The organism is Aliidiomarina halalkaliphila, assembly GCF_007096385.1.
Classification (GTDB): Bacteria; Pseudomonadota; Gammaproteobacteria; order Enterobacterales; family Alteromonadaceae; genus Aliidiomarina; species Aliidiomarina halalkaliphila.
This window is the reverse complement of sequence record NZ_VJWL01000001.1, coordinates 413,832-429,254: the sequence shown is the minus strand read 5'-3', so window position 1 is coordinate 429,254 and position 15,423 is coordinate 413,832. Positions and strand designations below refer to the sequence as shown.

16 protein-coding genes are annotated in these 15,423 nt (G+C 48.5%); 8 read left to right on the top strand and 8 right to left on the bottom strand.

What is annotated here, in order from left to right; all coding sequences use genetic code 11:
* Positions 1–31: 31 nt before the first annotated feature.
* The 5 genes from phhA to pspA form a co-directional block, all read right to left on the bottom strand.
* A complete protein-coding gene (gene phhA / locus FM042_RS02020) occupies positions 32–835 on the bottom strand; it encodes a phenylalanine 4-monooxygenase (protein WP_143234083.1) in 804 nt (267 codons plus the stop codon).
* A gap of 9 nt (positions 836–844) precedes the next feature.
* A complete protein-coding gene (gene megL / locus FM042_RS02015; protein WP_143234082.1) occupies positions 845–2,068 on the bottom strand; it encodes a methionine gamma-lyase in 1,224 nt (407 codons plus the stop codon).
* Between the two features lie 187 nt (positions 2,069–2,255).
* Positions 2,256–2,690, bottom strand: a complete 435-nt coding sequence (gene pspC, locus FM042_RS02010; protein WP_143234081.1) for an envelope stress response membrane protein PspC — start codon at positions 2,688–2,690, stop codon at positions 2,256–2,258.
* A gap of 10 nt (positions 2,691–2,700) precedes the next feature.
* Positions 2,701–2,943 (bottom strand): envelope stress response membrane protein PspB, encoded by a 243-nt coding sequence (pspB, locus tag FM042_RS02005; protein ID WP_143235578.1) that lies wholly within the window; start codon positions 2,941–2,943, stop codon positions 2,701–2,703.
* A gap of 72 nt (positions 2,944–3,015) precedes the next feature.
* A complete protein-coding gene (gene pspA, locus FM042_RS02000; RefSeq protein ID WP_143234080.1) occupies positions 3,016–3,684 on the bottom strand; it encodes a phage shock protein PspA in 669 nt (222 codons plus the stop codon).
* 231 nt (positions 3,685–3,915) lie between these two features.
* Here pspA and pspF point away from each other — a divergent pair, with 231 nt between their 5' ends.
* The 7 genes from pspF to putP all read left to right on the top strand — a co-directional run bounded on the left by pspF (position 3,916) and on the right by putP (position 12,124).
* A complete protein-coding gene (gene pspF / locus FM042_RS01995; protein ID WP_143234079.1) occupies positions 3,916–5,052 on the top strand; it encodes a phage shock protein operon transcriptional activator in 1,137 nt (378 codons plus the stop codon).
* Positions 5,045–6,724, top strand: coding sequence for an ABC transporter substrate-binding protein (locus FM042_RS01990; protein WP_232366329.1), 1,680 nt, complete (start codon positions 5,045–5,047; stop codon positions 6,722–6,724). Before pspF ends, FM042_RS01990 begins: the two co-directional genes overlap by 8 nt.
* Entirely contained in the window at positions 6,721–7,749 is a 1,029-nt protein-coding gene (locus FM042_RS01985) for an ABC transporter permease (protein WP_143234078.1), read from the top strand. The genes FM042_RS01990 and FM042_RS01985 overlap by 4 nt, the downstream gene beginning before the upstream one ends.
* Positions 7,736–8,629, top strand: coding sequence for an ABC transporter permease subunit (locus FM042_RS01980; protein WP_143234077.1), 894 nt, complete (start codon positions 7,736–7,738; stop codon positions 8,627–8,629). The genes FM042_RS01985 and FM042_RS01980 overlap by 14 nt, the downstream gene beginning before the upstream one ends.
* 1 nt (position 8,630) lies before the next feature.
* Complete coding sequence (locus FM042_RS01975; protein WP_143234076.1) at positions 8,631–9,623, top strand: oligopeptide/dipeptide ABC transporter ATP-binding protein; 993 nt, start codon at positions 8,631–8,633, stop codon at positions 9,621–9,623.
* The gene (locus FM042_RS01970; protein ID WP_143234075.1) at positions 9,620–10,393 is read left to right on the top strand and encodes an ATP-binding cassette domain-containing protein; all 774 of its coding nucleotides are present in this window, start codon (positions 9,620–9,622) and stop codon (positions 10,391–10,393) included. The genes FM042_RS01975 and FM042_RS01970 overlap by 4 nt, the downstream gene beginning before the upstream one ends.
* Before the next feature lie 201 nt (positions 10,394–10,594).
* A complete protein-coding gene (gene putP / locus FM042_RS01965; RefSeq protein ID WP_143234074.1) occupies positions 10,595–12,124 on the top strand; it encodes a sodium/proline symporter PutP in 1,530 nt (509 codons plus the stop codon).
* A 53-nt stretch (positions 12,125–12,177) separates the two neighbouring features.
* Here putP and FM042_RS01960 read toward each other — a convergent pair whose 3' ends face one another.
* On the bottom strand, positions 12,178–12,711 hold the full coding sequence (locus tag FM042_RS01960; protein WP_232366327.1) for a hemerythrin domain-containing protein: 534 nt from the start codon (positions 12,709–12,711) through the stop codon (positions 12,178–12,180).
* A gap of 186 nt (positions 12,712–12,897) precedes the next feature.
* On the opposite strand from FM042_RS01960, the gene FM042_RS01955 reads away from it, so the two are divergent.
* Complete coding sequence (locus FM042_RS01955) at positions 12,898–13,680, top strand: HesA/MoeB/ThiF family protein (RefSeq protein ID WP_143234073.1); 783 nt, start codon at positions 12,898–12,900, stop codon at positions 13,678–13,680.
* 1 nt (position 13,681) lies between these two features.
* On the opposite strand, the gene FM042_RS01950 is transcribed toward FM042_RS01955, so the two are convergent.
* On the bottom strand, positions 13,682–14,074 hold the full coding sequence (locus FM042_RS01950; RefSeq protein WP_143234072.1) for a putative zinc-binding protein: 393 nt from the start codon (positions 14,072–14,074) through the stop codon (positions 13,682–13,684).
* A gap of 131 nt (positions 14,075–14,205) precedes the next feature.
* Positions 14,206–15,420, bottom strand: coding sequence for an NnrS family protein (locus FM042_RS01945; RefSeq protein ID WP_143234071.1), 1,215 nt, complete (start codon positions 15,418–15,420; stop codon positions 14,206–14,208).
* Between the last annotated feature and the right edge of the window lie 3 nt (positions 15,421–15,423).

The window sequence follows — 15,423 nt, the reverse complement described above, 5'->3', positions numbered from 1 at the left end:
CCAAAGAGATGATCCAGCGTCATCTAAAAAATTAAGCGGCATCTTTAGGCTTCGGTGGGAACTTAGGTTCAAACAAACCTAGTTCCATGGCTTCTTCAACCATAGCCATGATGTCCATGTCAGCAATCTCAAACAGCTCGTTTACATCATTAATGGTGTAATAAATCGGCTGCATGATATCAATACGATACGGTGTGCGTAGCGCATCAAGTGGCTTCAATGGTTTGCGCTCAGGGGTATCGCTTTCTAATGCATAACGGGTTTCGCCTGGCGACGAGAGAATCCCCCCGCCATAGATGCGTAACCCTTGTTGCGTCTTCAGCAAGCCAAACTCTACGGTAAACCAATAGAGCCGCGCCAAATAAACACGCTCTTTCGGTGATGCCGCATAGCCCAGTTTACCGTACTGATGCGTAAAATGCGCAAATGCCGGATTGGTGAGCAATGGGCAATGACCAAAAATTTCATGAAAAATATCTGGCTCTTGCAGGTAATCAAACTCTTCCCGAGTGCGAATAAAGGTCGCTACAGGGAACTGCTTGTTAGCCAATAATCGGAAGAACTCATCAAATGGAATAAGCGCAGGCACTTGTGCCACTTGCCATCCCGTAGTTTCTTCCAATACTTGATTTATCTCATGCAATTGTGGAATACGATCATGGGGCATATCGAGCAAACGCAACCCTTCCATGTATTCATCACATGCTTTTCCCGGAATGATTTCCAACTGGCGTTTGACAAGATCATGCCATACTTGGTTTTCTTCATCGCTCCAATGAATAATGCCTTTTTCATCCGGTTGTCTGGATACGTACTTGCTGTTTTTTTTACCCATAACTCCTTCCTATACTGCAGTTAGTTTGGCGTGCGACGCATTCAGTGCCCGATCTAAGCTTTGCTGTAGATCGGCGATAATGTCATCCACATGCTCAAGTCCAACCGATATACGAATTAAGCCATCGCTGATGCCTGCGCGCGCTCGCGCTTCTGGGCTCAGTGGCGAATGTGTCATCGAAGCGGGATGCTGAATAAGGCTCTCAGCATCGCCTAAACTTACGGCAACACGAATCATTTTTAATTGATTGAGTACTTGTACCGCGGTGCTGTATCCGGCATCGAGTTCAAAGGCGATGACGGCCCCTGCACTTTTCATTTGCGTACCGAGTAAGTGGTGTCCGGGATGGTCGGTAAAGCCCGGATAATAAACTTGAGATACACCCGGGTAATCACGCAAGAAATTTGCAACGTGACGGGCATTTTCACAATGCTTTTCCATACGCACGGATAAAGTTTTTAGACCACGAATAATCAACCACGCGTCATGAGGCGACATAGTCGCGCCCATATCTTTTAGGGCGGTCATTTTAATTAAATGAATATCTTCCGCGCTTCCTGTAATCATTCCAGCCACAACATCACCATGGCCGTTTAGATACTTAGTCGCACTATGCACAACAATATGGGCACCAAAATCTACCGGTCGTTGCAATAAAGGTGTCATAAAGGTGTTATCAACAATCATGCGCACATCAGTATGGGCTTTGCACACGTCCCCGACCATGGCGAGATCTATCAAGCGTAGATGCGGATTGGCAGGGGTTTCTAAAAAGACCACTTTGGTCGTGTCGCGGAATGCATCGCTTAAGGCCTTAGGGTTGGTCATGTCAACGAAGTCGACATGAATACCAAAGCGCTCAAACATATGAGTAAAGAGAGCAAAGCTGCAACCGTAGATGCAATCTGAAGCAATCACATGATCGCCCGCCTTCAGAAAGGCCAAGGTCGCAGATGCCACAGCTCCCATGCCTGTCGCTGCGGCGGCTGCCGCATCCATCCCTTCGAGCGCAGCCATACGCTGCTCTAATTGGGTGATGGTCGGATTACCTAAACGGGAATACATGTAACCGGGTTCTTCACCGGCAAAGCGACGTCCACCGGTCTCTGCATCGGGGAACACAAAGGTGGAGGTTTGGTACAGCGGAGTTGACAGGGCTCCATAAGGATCCTGTATATGTTCACCACCATGTATCACCAATGTATCTGGATGCATCGTACTACCTTTCGCCATGCCGTATTCCTAACTTGTCAGATTGTTATTATTATGTAGGACGCCTAGCTTAAGGCAGCGGTTCGAACCTCAGCAATAAAACCCGAGTGTTCCTACCACTTACAACTGTAAGGTTTAATTTCCACTTAGAAAGAAAAAACCCCGCTTATCAGGCGGGGCTATGCGTCAGACGACCAGAAAACAAGGCTTAAAGACGGTTGATCTCTTGGCGTACGCGGAACTCAGATGAGGTTACATACTCTTCCATTTTACGCACCGAACCTTCCATCTCTTCAAATTGCTTAGCAATCTGACTTAATGCCTCACGGGGCGGTTTACCCGCTTCCCACACTTTGGTTTTCACTTCAATGGTGCGTCCATCAGAGGTTTGTTCAATCCGTGTCTCTTCACGCAACGTGCGTGGTTCTTGCGGCGCACTTACGTTGTCTGCGCCTTTATCAAGGACTACCCAAGCGATAATATACGCCACTAAAGTGACCTTGCTGGCGAGAATTAATGCGGTAATCGCGATAATGCGTACGACCCATAACTCCCAACCAAAATGACGCGCCAAGCCTGCACATACACCGCCGATTTTTCCACGTTTCGGGTCTCGCATCAGCGTTTTTTTACGTTCTGTCATGGCTGACTCCTCAACGGTTATCTTTGCGCCAGTTCGAGTGCTCAGCGTCTAATAAGCTTTCTAATGTGCGAATGCGATCTCGCATATCTTCGGCCTTAACTGCCAGCTCACGTACTAGCTCTGCGTCTTCCTGGCTCATTCCTTCATTAATCTTGCGCTTGCTTCGGTAGTGTAAAATTACCCAAATCGGAGCTACAAAAATAACAAAGAGAATCAGCGGTGTAATAATGATGCCTAGAACTGCAACTTCCATCTCACCCATCGCCCTAACCCCTTTTATTGTGATTCTGAACTGGAGCAGACCGTACTGCTCCAGTGCTCAAGTTTAGTCTGATTTTTTGCCTTTTAGCTTTTCTTTCAATGCCTCTAGCTCGGCATCGACACGATTTTCGCTTTCTAAGGCGCGGAATTCGTCAGCTAAGGTCTTTTTACCCAGGTCATATGCATCGACTTGTGATTCAAGATCATCGATTTTAGCTTCGTAACGCTCAAACTTGTACATGGCGTCATCGACTTTGCCGCTATCGAGTGTTTTCTTCACGGTGAGTCGTGAACTTACCGTACGTTCCCGCATTAAAATTGACTTCTGACGGGCTTTCGCATCCGACAGTTTCTCTTGTAATTGGCCAATTTCACCAGACAAACGCTCGACATGATCATCAACCCGCTGAATTTCAGCATGTAAGGCATCGATCGTTTCTTCCAGCTTCGCTTTTTCAAGCAAGGCCTGACGCGCTAAATCTTCCCGCTCTTTACCTAAGGCAAGCTCGGCACGACGTTCCCATTCAACCACTTCGTTTTCAAGACGAGTCAATTGACGGTTCAAGTCCTTTTTCTCGGAAAGCGTTTTGGCAGAAACTGAACGAACCTCAACTAAGGTGTCTTCCATTTCCTGAATAATCAACCGCACCATTTTTTGCGGATCTTCTGCTTTATCCAATAATGCGTTTAAATTCGCATTTACGATATCTGTGAAGCGTGAAAAAATACCCATAATAATTACCTCGTCTAAGTGCTCTTCAATTTGTAAGGCCATTGAATGTATGAAATGGCCCTTCACTAAAGAGTACTAGCAGGAAGCGTGCCAACTTTTAAAACAACCAATAAATCACTGAAAAAATGCATGTTTCATAGGTAGCAATAAAAAATACATGGAACACAAGCATTGTGAAAGATAAACAATTAGACTAATAATTAGTGAAATTAGCCAACTAGGTCGTGTGTGATGTCCCGTTTTCGTGATAACGAGAATCTCATTGGAGAATCAAACAGCTTTCTCGAGGTGCTAGAGCACGTGTCTCGCCTGGCGCCTCTCGATAAACCGGTACTTATTATTGGCGAGCGCGGCACCGGAAAAGAACTGATTGCTGCCCGCTTGCATTACTTGTCTGCGCGTTGGGAACAGCCGTATCTTAAACTTAACTGCGCTGCCTTAAACGAGAATCTTCTTGAAAGTGAACTCTTCGGTCATGAATCTGGGGCCTTTACTGGTGCCTCGAAAAAGCATGAAGGTCGCTTTGAGCGCGCAGACAAAGGCACACTATTCCTCGACGAACTCGCAAACACGTCGCCTGCCGTGCAAGAAAAACTATTGCGGGTCATTGAATATGGAGAGTTTGAACGTGTCGGTGGTAGTCGCCCCGTGAAGGTCGACGTGCGCCTAATTGCAGCAACCAATGAAGATCTACCGGCCCTTGCGGATCGTCAGGAGTTCCGCGCCGATTTACTCGACCGACTCGCCTTTGACGTAATTACATTACCGCCGCTACGCCATCGTCGGGAAGATATTATGATTCTTGCAGAGCACTTTGCTATTCAGATGACTCGGGAGTTAAATCTGGAGTGCTTTGCTGGTTTTACTCAGCATGCCAAAGAGGCCTTACTCGACTACGCCTGGCCCGGCAACGTGCGAGAGCTTAAGAATGTCATTGAACGTAGCTTATACCGGTTAAATTCATCGCAACTGCCTTTACACGACATTGTGTTTGATCCCTTTGCCAGCCCCTGGCGCCCTACTCAGGCGATTCGTAAGCGCAACGAGGAGGCCTCTCGCAACATGCCAGCAGACCCCCATACACAAGGGCAACAGGTTGATGACGAAAGCACAGCGGAGGTTTCGGAAAGCTCGTACGGAAAGCAAACTGGGATGAACGGACGCGGATTTCCTTTGCCCGATCTACAAACAACCGTGGACTTCAAAGATCTCTCTCAAAACTTTGAAACCCAGGTTCTCAGTGATGCCCTTGCTCACTGCCAATATAACCAAAAGAAAACAGCAGAACTGCTCGGTTTAACCTATCATCAACTGCGCGGCTATTTAAAAAAATACCAATTGCTCGAGGCAACCGGCAAAGATGACTAATATGCACGGCAATCGCATTCGCTTTCCGCGACACATCAAGCAGATGCTAGCAGCGAGTTGCTTCGGCTTCGCCTTGGCGGGATGTTCACCGGCGGACCACCCGATGGCCCAAGATGGCTTGTTATACTGCGCAGAAGGGAATCCAGAGTCATTTAACCCGCAATTGGTCACGTCGGGCACAACCTTAGACATGACAGCCGCACAACTCTACGATCGCTTGATTGAATATGATCCAGAATCACACACCTTCGTGCCCAGTTTGGCTCATGAGTGGACGGTAACCGATGACGGTCTGGTCTATCACTTTACTTTGCGTGACGATGTTCGTTTTCACACCACAGCTTATTTTACCCCTACGCGTCATTTAACCTCCGACGATGTATTATTTTCTTTCTCCCGCTGGTTAGACTCAGACCACCCGTATCACTATGTTTCGGGCCGCGGATACCCGTTTTTTAGCAGTTCAGGGGTGCCTGAACTGATTGACCATATTGATGCACCGACACCGAACACCATTGTTATTCACTTAAAACAGCCAGACAGCTCATTTCTAGCCAACTTAGCCTCAGATTTTGCCATTGTGCTATCTCAAGAGTACGGCGAAACCCTGTTAGCCGAGGAAACGCCTGAACGCATCGATCAATATCCCATAGGAACCGGACCCTTTAAGTTTGCAGGCTTCCGCAAGGATGTATACGTACGCTACTACCGCAATCCAGATTACTGGCGTGCAGTGCCCCATATGGAGCAAGTGGTGTTCCGTATTACCCAAAGCGATCATAAACGGATGCTGATGCTGCTCACAGGCGACTGTGATATTTCTCCCTATCCACCAGCACGGGATGTAAATTGGCTGAAACAACAGTCGGCAATTCAAGTACAGCAAACAACCAGCCCGAACACGGCATTTTGGGCGTTCAATACAACCCGCGAGCCCTTCGACGACCCCATCGTTAGGCAAGCCCTAGCCCACGCTATCGATCGCGACTCATTGCTACGGGCCGTGTATTTTGGTCATGCGGTACGCGCTGATTCAATTTTACCGGACTCCTCTTGGGCCCACTCCCCTCAGCCTGATGCCTTTTCCTATGATCCCGAAAAGGCTCGCCGACTTCTCGCAGACGCTGGTTATCCGAATGGTTTTAGTATGTCGATTTGGGCCTTACCGGTACAACGCGCCTATAACCCAAATGCCCGACTTATGGCGGAACGTATTCAGTCGGATCTAGCCCGAGTGGGTATTCAAGCGAATATTGTCACCTATGAATGGTCTACTTTCCGACGCCGCCTTGCCGAAGGTGAGCATGATAGTGTGTTGATTGGCTGGTCCGCCGATCATGCGGATCCTGACAACTTCTTCCGCCCCCTACTCAGTTGTGCTGCAAAAGAAAGTGGCGCGAATCGCGCACTTTGGTGCGATCCGATGTTCGATGAGCTATTGAATGCGGCTATTCGAAGCACCAATCAAAACGTACGTAGCCATTTTTATCAACAGGCCCAAGAATACCTAGCCACGGAAATCCCACTCGTCCCTATTGCCCACAGTATTCGCTTTCAGGCCATCCGAAATGACCTCGAAGGCGCAGCGCTATCCCCTTATGGCGGCGTTCAGCTCCGCGGCATTTATCGCTCTCTACCCAAGCTGCCTAGTCAGTTGGAGGAACAGCCATGAGTCGCTATTTGCTCCGCCAACTCAGTTTACTGCTCGTTACCCTCTGGCTCCTCACGTTATTGGCATTCGGATTGGGGCATTGGTTCTCAGGCGACTTTATTACCAATACCAGTGGGATATTCCCGGAAGACATTCGCTTTGCGGATGTGGCCGAGGCTCGCGCAGCGGGGGCGGATGTTTTTAGCCAGTATAGCGCTTACTTAAGTCATCTCTTTCGCGGTGATTGGGGGGTATCGTTGCTTGATGGCGAGCCTGTATTTGAGCAAATCGCATTACGCTTTGGCGCAACCCTAGAGATCGCCCTACTTGCATTTATTTTAGCCTTGCTTCCTGGCGTCCCGCTCGGCGTCATCGCTGCGCTTTACTTCCGTAAAACAATTGACCACACAATTCTTACCCTGAGTTTATCGGGCTACTCTATCCCGGTATTCTGGTTTGCCCAAATCGCTATTTTGGTGATTGCCATTCATTGGGGATTAGTGCCGATTTCCGGTCAAATTAATCCCCTGTACGAAATCACCCCGCGAAGCGGCTCCATTATTCTAGATATTTTTCTAGAACAACCCGAGCATATGGGCGCAGCCCTCCATAGCGCGTTTGCACACATGGTACTGCCGATTTGCATTCTTGCCATTATGCCGATGATGTTGATTATTCGCTTGATGCGTAACTCCATGCTCGACGTGTTAGGGCAAAACTTTATTACCTCCGGTTACGCAAAAGGCCTGTCTACGGCCCGTGTACTATGGAATCATGCCTTGCCTAACGCCATGCAACAGGTGATGCGGCAACTTGGCACCTTAATTAGCTTGCTCATTACCAATACCATGATCATTGAGGTGATTTTCTCTTGGCCAGGGCTTGGAAGTTGGTTAGTACGCAGTATCTATGAGCGTGATTATCCCGTTATTCAAGGCGGTCTACTGGTGATTTCCGCCTTAATTTTGCTTATCACCATTGCCTTGAATATTTTTCATGCGTGGCGGTACCCGCAAGTAAGGAAGGATTTGTATGCCGCGAGCTAATCTTTACTACGAAGAACGCAGTCCTGCACCATTGGAAATGGTCTGGCTCGAATTTCGCAGCAAGCCGTTAGCTATGGCTGCATTGTATATGCTGCTCTTCATTACTGTACTTACTGTGATTGGCCCATTGCTCACCCCTTATGGTGCCAACGAGCAATTTATTGATGCCATTTCCTTGCCACCGGCATGGTCGGAATCCGGGAATATCCGCTTTTTACTGGGTACTGATGAACTCGGCCGGGATATGGTCACCCGTCTTATTTATGGCGCTCGCTACAGTTTTGGTTTGCCCGTGTTAGTCGTGTTGATTGCGGCCACGATTGGTATCGTTCTCGGTGCCGCCGCAGCCATGACCGTTGGTGTGAAAAGCTCAACGCTGAAACATTTACTCGACGTTCTTATGTCGATTCCGTCACTTCTGCTCGCATTGATTATCGTCGCAATCTTAGGGCCAGGTTTGGGTAATGCCTTATTTGCAATAGGATTGGTGCTGATCCCTCAGTTTCTCCATGTCACTCGTAACGCAATTCACGATGAACAAAAGCGGGCCTATGTCACGGCCAGTAAACTCAATGGCGTGAGTAAATTTTATCTGCTCTCCCATGTTATTTTCCCGAACATTATAAAAATTCTCGTGGTGCAATTCACGATTGGCCTGTCTGTGGCAATTCTTGATATTGCGGCACTTGGTTTTCTCCGCCTTGGTGCACAAGCGCCTACTCCAGAGTGGGGTTCTATGCTCGCGCAGAGCTTGGAGGTTGCCTACGTGTCACCATGGATAATGGCCTTACCCGGTCTCGCTCTATTTCTCACTTTGGTGAGCGTTAATCTAGTCGGCGAAACCTTACGCGTTGCCATAAACCGGCAGTTGGAGCGCTGATATGTTATTAGATATTCGCAATCTAACTATCGCCAAAGACACACCCACGGGCCGCGTAAATGTGCTTGAACGCGTCAATTTGCAAATCAATGAAGCTGAGATTCATACGCTTGTAGGTGAGTCGGGCTCTGGAAAGAGTTTAATTGCGCGCGCCATAATGGGCTTTCTCAGCAGTAGCTGGCATATACAAGCCGATCGCTTGTGGTTTGAGGAGCAAGACTTGTTAAACCTCAGCGCCAAGCAGCGACGCGAGATCATTGGCGTTGATGTTGCCATGATTTTCCAAGACGCAAAGAGTTACCTCGACCCCAACTTAACCATTGGTGAGCAACTGCAAGAAGCGGTGCTCGACCAAGATCTTTCTGGTGGCTTTTGGAACCGTCGTAAACAGCGCAAGGAACGTGTGATTCAGTTGCTACACCGGGTAGGCATCAAAGATCACAGTGCGATGATAGAGAGCTATCCCCATGAATTATCGGAAGGGGCCGCCCAAAAAATAATGATTGCCAGCGCCATCGCTCATCGACCTAAATTATTGATTGCCGACGAGCCCACCAGCACTATGGAACCGGCCACTCGCCAACAAATCTATCGGCTATTGGCGCAATTTCATGCCCGTCATGGCATGTCCATTCTTTTGATTAGCCAAGATCTTGGGGCCATCATGAAGGAAACCGAACGGTTAACCATGATCTATAGTGGTCAAATCATGGAATCAGGTAGCACCCGCGAATTGCTGGATGCGCCACATCACCCTTATACTGAAGCCTTGTTGAATACCTCCTTGTATCAGCAAGCACAGCGGCCACCACGCTCGCGCCTGCCAACATTGGCGGGAACAGAGCCCAGTATGCAACATTTACCCATTGGCTGTCGCTTAGGCCCGCGCTGCGCCTATGCACGACCCAAATGCGTGCAAACCCCAGACTTTACAAAAAAGCGCGACCGCGGCTTTGCCTGCCATTATCCCCTGCATCTGGAGGATGACGCATGAAACCCTTATTAGATGTGCGTGATCTTACAAAAACATACGTGCAGCGTTCTGGCTTATTTAAGCGCAAAAAGATAGAAGCCTTAAAGCCTACCAGTTTTACCGTCGAAGCCGGCAAAACGCTTGCGATTATGGGGGCCAATGGCTCCGGAAAATCAACCTTAGCTGGATTGATCTCTGGGGCGATACAACCCAGCCAAGGACAAATTATCTTAAACGGTCAGGTGTTACACGCAGACAATTATCGACAACGCGCACAACATATTCGAATGGTGTTTCAGGATGCAGAAGCCTCCCTAAATCCTCACCTCACCATCGGTGATCAGCTCGAAGAGCCGCTTCGATTCAATACGGGACTTAACCAAAAGCAGCGTCGTGAGCGCACGATTCATACCTTGCAACAAGTGGGCTTACTTGCTGAGCACATGGTGTTTTACCCCCACATGATGTCTACCGGACAAAAACAACGGGTGAGTATTGCCCGAGCAATTATTCTTAATCCGCAACTCTTAGTGGCTGATGAAGCACTTGCCACCCTTGATTCATCGGTACGCGCGCAAATTATAAATCTGTTACTGGATCTCCAAAGCGATCTAAAAATGTCCTATATCTTTATCAGTCAAAGCCCAGAAATAGTTCGCCATCTTGCCGATGACGTCATGATTCTGAAAGAAGGAGATATTTTGGAGCATGGTCATGTGGATGATATTTTCAATGACCCACAACATCGCTATACCCAGAGTTTACTGTTATCAGAATTGAACTCCGCTTGATTTTGCTGAGCATCATCGTGCAAAGCAGGACATACGGCGCATTCAGGGAGACTTACCTTGAGGAACAAGTATCGATTTGATAGCGTATAACGCGTTTTACCTGCGCAGGTCGGAATTTTTTGCTTTGTTTACCGCCGCGCGAAATAAACCAATCGCAAGACATAAACGACAACAAATGCGAGACAACACAGGAGTTTAAATGTGGAAACTGGAACGCTAATATCCTTAGCGCTGTACTTTATTGCGATGCTTGGAATCGGGGTGTACGGCTACTTTAAGTCCACCAGCGATCTTTCCGATTATATGTTGGGTGGACGTCGCTTAGGTCCGGGTGTTACTGCGCTTTCTGCCGGTGCCTCAGACATGAGTGGTTGGATGCTGATGGGTCTTCCAGGTGCCTTCTTTGTTGCAGGCTTTAGTGAAGTATGGATTGCCATCGGTCTGGTCATCGGAGCTTACGTGAATTATCGCGTTGTGGCCCCTCGCCTGCGTAGCTATACCTACATCGCCAAAGACTCAATTACCCTACCCGACTACTTTGAGAACCGTTTTGCCGACACCTCTCGGGCGCTACGCCTAGTATCGGCCGTGGTCATCATTATATTCTTTACCCTGTATACCGCTGCTGGCGTGTATGCCGGTGGTACCTTGTTCCAAAACGCATTTGGGCTTGAGTACGAATACGGGTTGCTGCTGACTGCCGGTGTGGTTGTGGCCTATACCTTGATTGGTGGCTTTTTAGCGGTGAGCATGACCGACTTTGTACAAGGCTGTATCATGTTTGTCGCCTTGATTATGGTACCTATTGCGGCGCTATCGATTATGGGCGGCTCAGCACCTGTTATTGCTGAAGTGTCACAAATTAGCCCAGCCATGTTGAATCCGTTCTACGGCGCAACCGTATTGGGTGTAATTTCGCTGTTGGCATGGGGCTTAGGTTATTTTGGCCAACCTCATATTATCGTTCGCTTTATGGCGATTAAATCTCTCAACGACTTTAAGATGGCCCGTCGTATCGGTATGAGCTGGATGATCATTGCGTTGATTGGCGCCATGCTTACCGGAATTATCGGGGCTGCTTACATGGCCACTCATGGCGGTGATTTAGGCCCTGCGGCGTACTTAACGGAAACGGGTGAACTTGCTGATAGCGAGACCATTTTCATTGTTCTGTCGCAAATTCTATTCCATCCACTGGTGGGTGGTTTCTTGCTGGCCGCCATTCTTGCCGCCATCATGAGTACCATTTCATCGCAATTACTTGTGACCTCGAGCTCATTGACACAGGATTTTTATAAAGCTTTCTTGCGTCGAGACGCTTCTGACAAAGAACAAGTACTTGCCGGTCGCGTATCCGTGCTTCTGGTCGCTATCGTAGCTGTCTCAATCTCCCTCAACCCAAGTCAGAATCTACTGTCGCAGGTAGGAAACGCTTGGGCAGGCTTTGGGGCAGCCTTTGGACCGCTGATCATTCTTAGCCTTTACTGGAAACGTATGACACGTTGGGGCGCTTTAGCGGGCATGATTGTAGGAACCTTGACCGTATTGTTCTGGGTCTACGTTCCCATTGCGGGCGCGCCGCTATCCAGCTACCTATACGAAATGGTACCGGGTGTGATTATGGCAACCTTGGCCATTATTCTGGTCAGTCGACTGACTGAACAGCCAGAACCTGCGGTAGGCCGTGAATTTGAAGAAATGGAAGGTGATATTCAACAACACGCAGAATAACGCCCGATGGATGCGTATAGTATAAAAGGGCCCGCTTAAAGCGGGCCCTTTCGTTACTGGCAACTGCCGCAACACTGACCTGACCGTGCATGCTCAGACACAAACAGCACCTTGTTTTCAATTTCAATATGAGTACGAATATCCGTAATAAATTCATTGAGTTTTGCGTAGAGGTGACGCCAAGTTCCACATCCATCTTCGGGGATGGTTAACTGGTTGGTTACATCTAAAATCTGCGCAATCGCTGCTTCATGTTCATCATGCTCGCTAGTCATTACCATAATCGGCCCCGCTGGGTATTGGCCATTCAACAACATAGGGAACAAAATCTGTTCTTCTTTCATCATGTGTTGTTCTAGTTCTTTTTCAATGCGGCTTAACAATGAATACAGCCCCGTTGGGCTTTCGGGATGATCGCCATGCACTCGCTCAATCTTTTCCGCAAGTTCCAAAAGTTCCGATAGTTGCTCCCGATGCACTTTGTGAAAACGCTCCAACACAAAGCTAACAAGCTCATTATTTGTGCGGTCGCGTAAAGCCCGCACCGGTTCATTGATTAACGCCATTGTTGCTGCTGAGTACTGCATGGAAGGACCTCGCAAAAAGTGTGTAAGCCAGCCTAATCGGTGGTTTCTCATCAGGCACGGTAATCCTTCTCTTCGCCCCCTACAAGCAAGCATGGGAGGTACTCCTAGTGGACCATATGGCATATGCTTACTTCGTGATAAGCTGTCATCACCTCGCATAGGCAGTTGAATGGAAGACCTATTACGATGACCCAGAACAAAAACACCCCACTTCCGCCACTGAACGACGTGCAAACGAAACGCTATGCACGACATATCTTGTTACCGAAGATGGATTTTGAAGGCCAAGAGCGGCTTGTCGCCGCGCGCGTTCTGATCGTTGGTTTAGGCGGACTAGGCAATGCTGTTGCCCCTTATCTAGCTGCCGCAGGTGTCGGCACATTGTTTTTGGCCGACGCAGATGTGGTTGAGCTCAGTAATTTACAACGACAGATACTTTTTAAAAACTCCGATATAGGTCGTGCGAAAGTCACCGCCTGTGCTGAACATTTAACAGCGCAGAATCCGGATATTCAGATACATCAACTCAATCAACGGGTCGACCAAGGATTGCTCAATGAGCTTCTTCCGAGTATCGATGTTGTGGTGGATTGTACCGATAACTTAGAAACACGAAACCTTCTGAATGCGGCCTGTTACGCGCATCAGGTTGGTCTGGTATCTGGGGCAGCAATTCGTATGGAAGGTCAGATCACGGTGTTGCCGATGACTCAGGGTGCTCCCTGTTATCAGTGTTTTAGCCGTTTCTTCGGGGAGCAAGAACTCTCGTGTATGACAGCCGGTGTGCTATCACCCATCGTGGGTGTCATTGGAACCATGCAGGCACTTGAAACCATAAAGCTCATAACCGGTATTGGTCAGTCATTAACGGGGCGATTACTTCATTTTGACGGCGCTGAAGGAGAATGGCAGTGTTTCAAGTTTGTACAGGATCCGAATTGCCCGGTTTGCAATTCAACGCGCAGCTAACCTAAGGTTCACACACGCCCAACTGCTCATACACATACGATAACGCCTGAAAGGTTTCCTGAATGGAACAATCTTGCTGATCCTGTTTCTTCAGACCCATTCGGGTTAACTCAATATGCCACGTGGGCTCAACTCCGATTCGTTTCAAAGAATGCTTTACGCACGCAAGTGGGCAGCCATCAAGGGCAATAATGTCACGGCCGGAACACGCGGTTCTTACTAGCGGCCTTACATTACCGCCAACACCGGCAATACACGACATTTCTGCCACACCATCGCGACTTAAACGCACCGCAATATCGTTGGCAAGTTGCGCAACATTGGAACAGCCCGAGCAGGAATAAATCAGCGGTTTACTCGCCTGTTCTAACGATTGTGTCACTTTAGCAGTCATGAGTTCATTCTACCCTTGGAAACCTGACACTAGTGTATCTCCTGGTTTCACAAGGGATTTGATATGAATCAATCCACGCTAAAGATTTAGTCAACTACCCACAAAGAGTCATTTTCAAGAATACTGACACGCTAGCCGGGTCGTCCATCTGCACGAGGCGATAGGAATACCGGGAGATAGACTAAGATAAAAATGAGAAAAGCGACCGCCCAGAAGGTTGCAGACCACTGATACCAAGTCATCATATCCGCAATGGGCCCCCAGTTTGCGCCAATCCGCACTAGGGCCGCAGCAATAATCAACAGAAATGCCACTGACATCCAAGGACTTGCTCTCAAGGGACGACCGCTATGGCCTAGGGACACGCGCGCCATCATAGCCATGATCATCACCCCCATTGCCCCAACCGTGAGCGTATGAACCGCCGTACTGTGGCTCACACTTCCGATCATCTCTATCCCCGCATAGCGCATAGCGAACAGAAATAGGGCCAACGGGATAAAAGCGACGGACAGATGAAGTGACCATAACAGAGGGGTTCGTAACGTAATCCAAAAGCGCAAACGAAGCAGACGAATTGTCGTCATTAGTCCTGCAAACGCGAATAATACTGCGAAGGCTCGGTCTGGAATATAGCCGGTAAGCGCAAATACATGCAAAACCACGATAAGCCACACTGAGCACAATGCTCCTAACTCAATCCAAGCTTTTGGTTGCACCCGCTCGGTTTGCGTACCATTAGCAGTAAACATCGGCAACACGCGCCCAGAAATAATGACCATGATCAGGGTAATTAACCAAACGGCACTATTGGTACCGTATTGAATCCAATCAAAGCGTCCATACAGCACCCCCGCGTGCGTGGCGCCATTCATTAAAGCTAACGCCAACAAAATAGGTACAAAGAACAAGTTACGCGATTGCCCAGCACGAACCAGCAAGCGTCCAAATAAGAAAGCGGCGGTGGGCAACAACGCTAAATCAACGGTAACTACCAACCATGCGGGCAGGCCAGCACCAAACAGCATGAGCATTCGAGCACTCAACCACAGCGCAATTAATATAATCAACGACCCGCCATGGGTTGCCCTGAGGCCTGTCCAGTTCTGTACGGCGGTCAGTAAAAAACCGAGAATAATCGCAACGACGAATCCAAAGAGCATTTCGTGTTGATGCCAGAACATCACATTATGATAAGGGTTTAGGGTAATATGCCCAGTTAATACAGCCCCCCACAACACCATAGCGACCAAACTAAAGACCGCCCCCAAGAGAAAGAAAGGACGAAATGCCTGACGCCACAGTGGAAATAAACCCTGCTCTTTTTGCTCATGTGTAATTTGCATTGT

Excerpts from the sequence above, each read along its gene's own strand:
- phhA (WP_143234083.1), bottom strand. The coding sequence starts at position 835 with ATGGGTAAAAAAAACAGCAAGTACGTATCCAGACAACCGGATGAAAAA.
- megL (WP_143234082.1), bottom strand. The coding sequence starts at position 2,068 with ATGGCGAAAGGTAGTACGATGCATCCAGATACATTGGTGATACATGGT.
- pspC (WP_143234081.1), bottom strand. The coding sequence starts at position 2,690 with ATGACAGAACGTAAAAAAACGCTGATGCGAGACCCGAAACGTGGAAAA.
- pspB (WP_143235578.1), bottom strand. The coding sequence starts at position 2,943 with ATGGAAGTTGCAGTTCTAGGCATCATTATTACACCGCTGATTCTCTTT.
- pspA (WP_143234080.1), bottom strand. The coding sequence starts at position 3,684 with ATGGGTATTTTTTCACGCTTCACAGATATCGTAAATGCGAATTTAAAC.
- pspF (WP_143234079.1), top strand. The coding sequence starts at position 3,916 with ATGTCCCGTTTTCGTGATAACGAGAATCTCATTGGAGAATCAAACAGC.
- FM042_RS01990 (WP_232366329.1), top strand. The coding sequence starts at position 5,045 with ATGACTAATATGCACGGCAATCGCATTCGCTTTCCGCGACACATCAAG.
- FM042_RS01985 (WP_143234078.1), top strand. The coding sequence starts at position 6,721 with ATGAGTCGCTATTTGCTCCGCCAACTCAGTTTACTGCTCGTTACCCTC.
- FM042_RS01980 (WP_143234077.1), top strand. The coding sequence starts at position 7,736 with ATGCCGCGAGCTAATCTTTACTACGAAGAACGCAGTCCTGCACCATTG.
- FM042_RS01975 (WP_143234076.1), top strand. The coding sequence starts at position 8,631 with ATGTTATTAGATATTCGCAATCTAACTATCGCCAAAGACACACCCACG.
- FM042_RS01970 (WP_143234075.1), top strand. The coding sequence starts at position 9,620 with ATGAAACCCTTATTAGATGTGCGTGATCTTACAAAAACATACGTGCAG.
- FM042_RS01960 (WP_232366327.1), bottom strand. The coding sequence starts at position 12,711 with ATGCAGTACTCAGCAGCAACAATGGCGTTAATCAATGAACCGGTGCGG.
- FM042_RS01955 (WP_143234073.1), top strand. The coding sequence starts at position 12,898 with ATGACCCAGAACAAAAACACCCCACTTCCGCCACTGAACGACGTGCAA.
- FM042_RS01950 (WP_143234072.1), bottom strand. The coding sequence starts at position 14,074 with ATGACTGCTAAAGTGACACAATCGTTAGAACAGGCGAGTAAACCGCTG.
- FM042_RS01945 (WP_143234071.1), bottom strand. The coding sequence starts at position 15,420 with ATGCAAATTACACATGAGCAAAAAGAGCAGGGTTTATTTCCACTGTGG.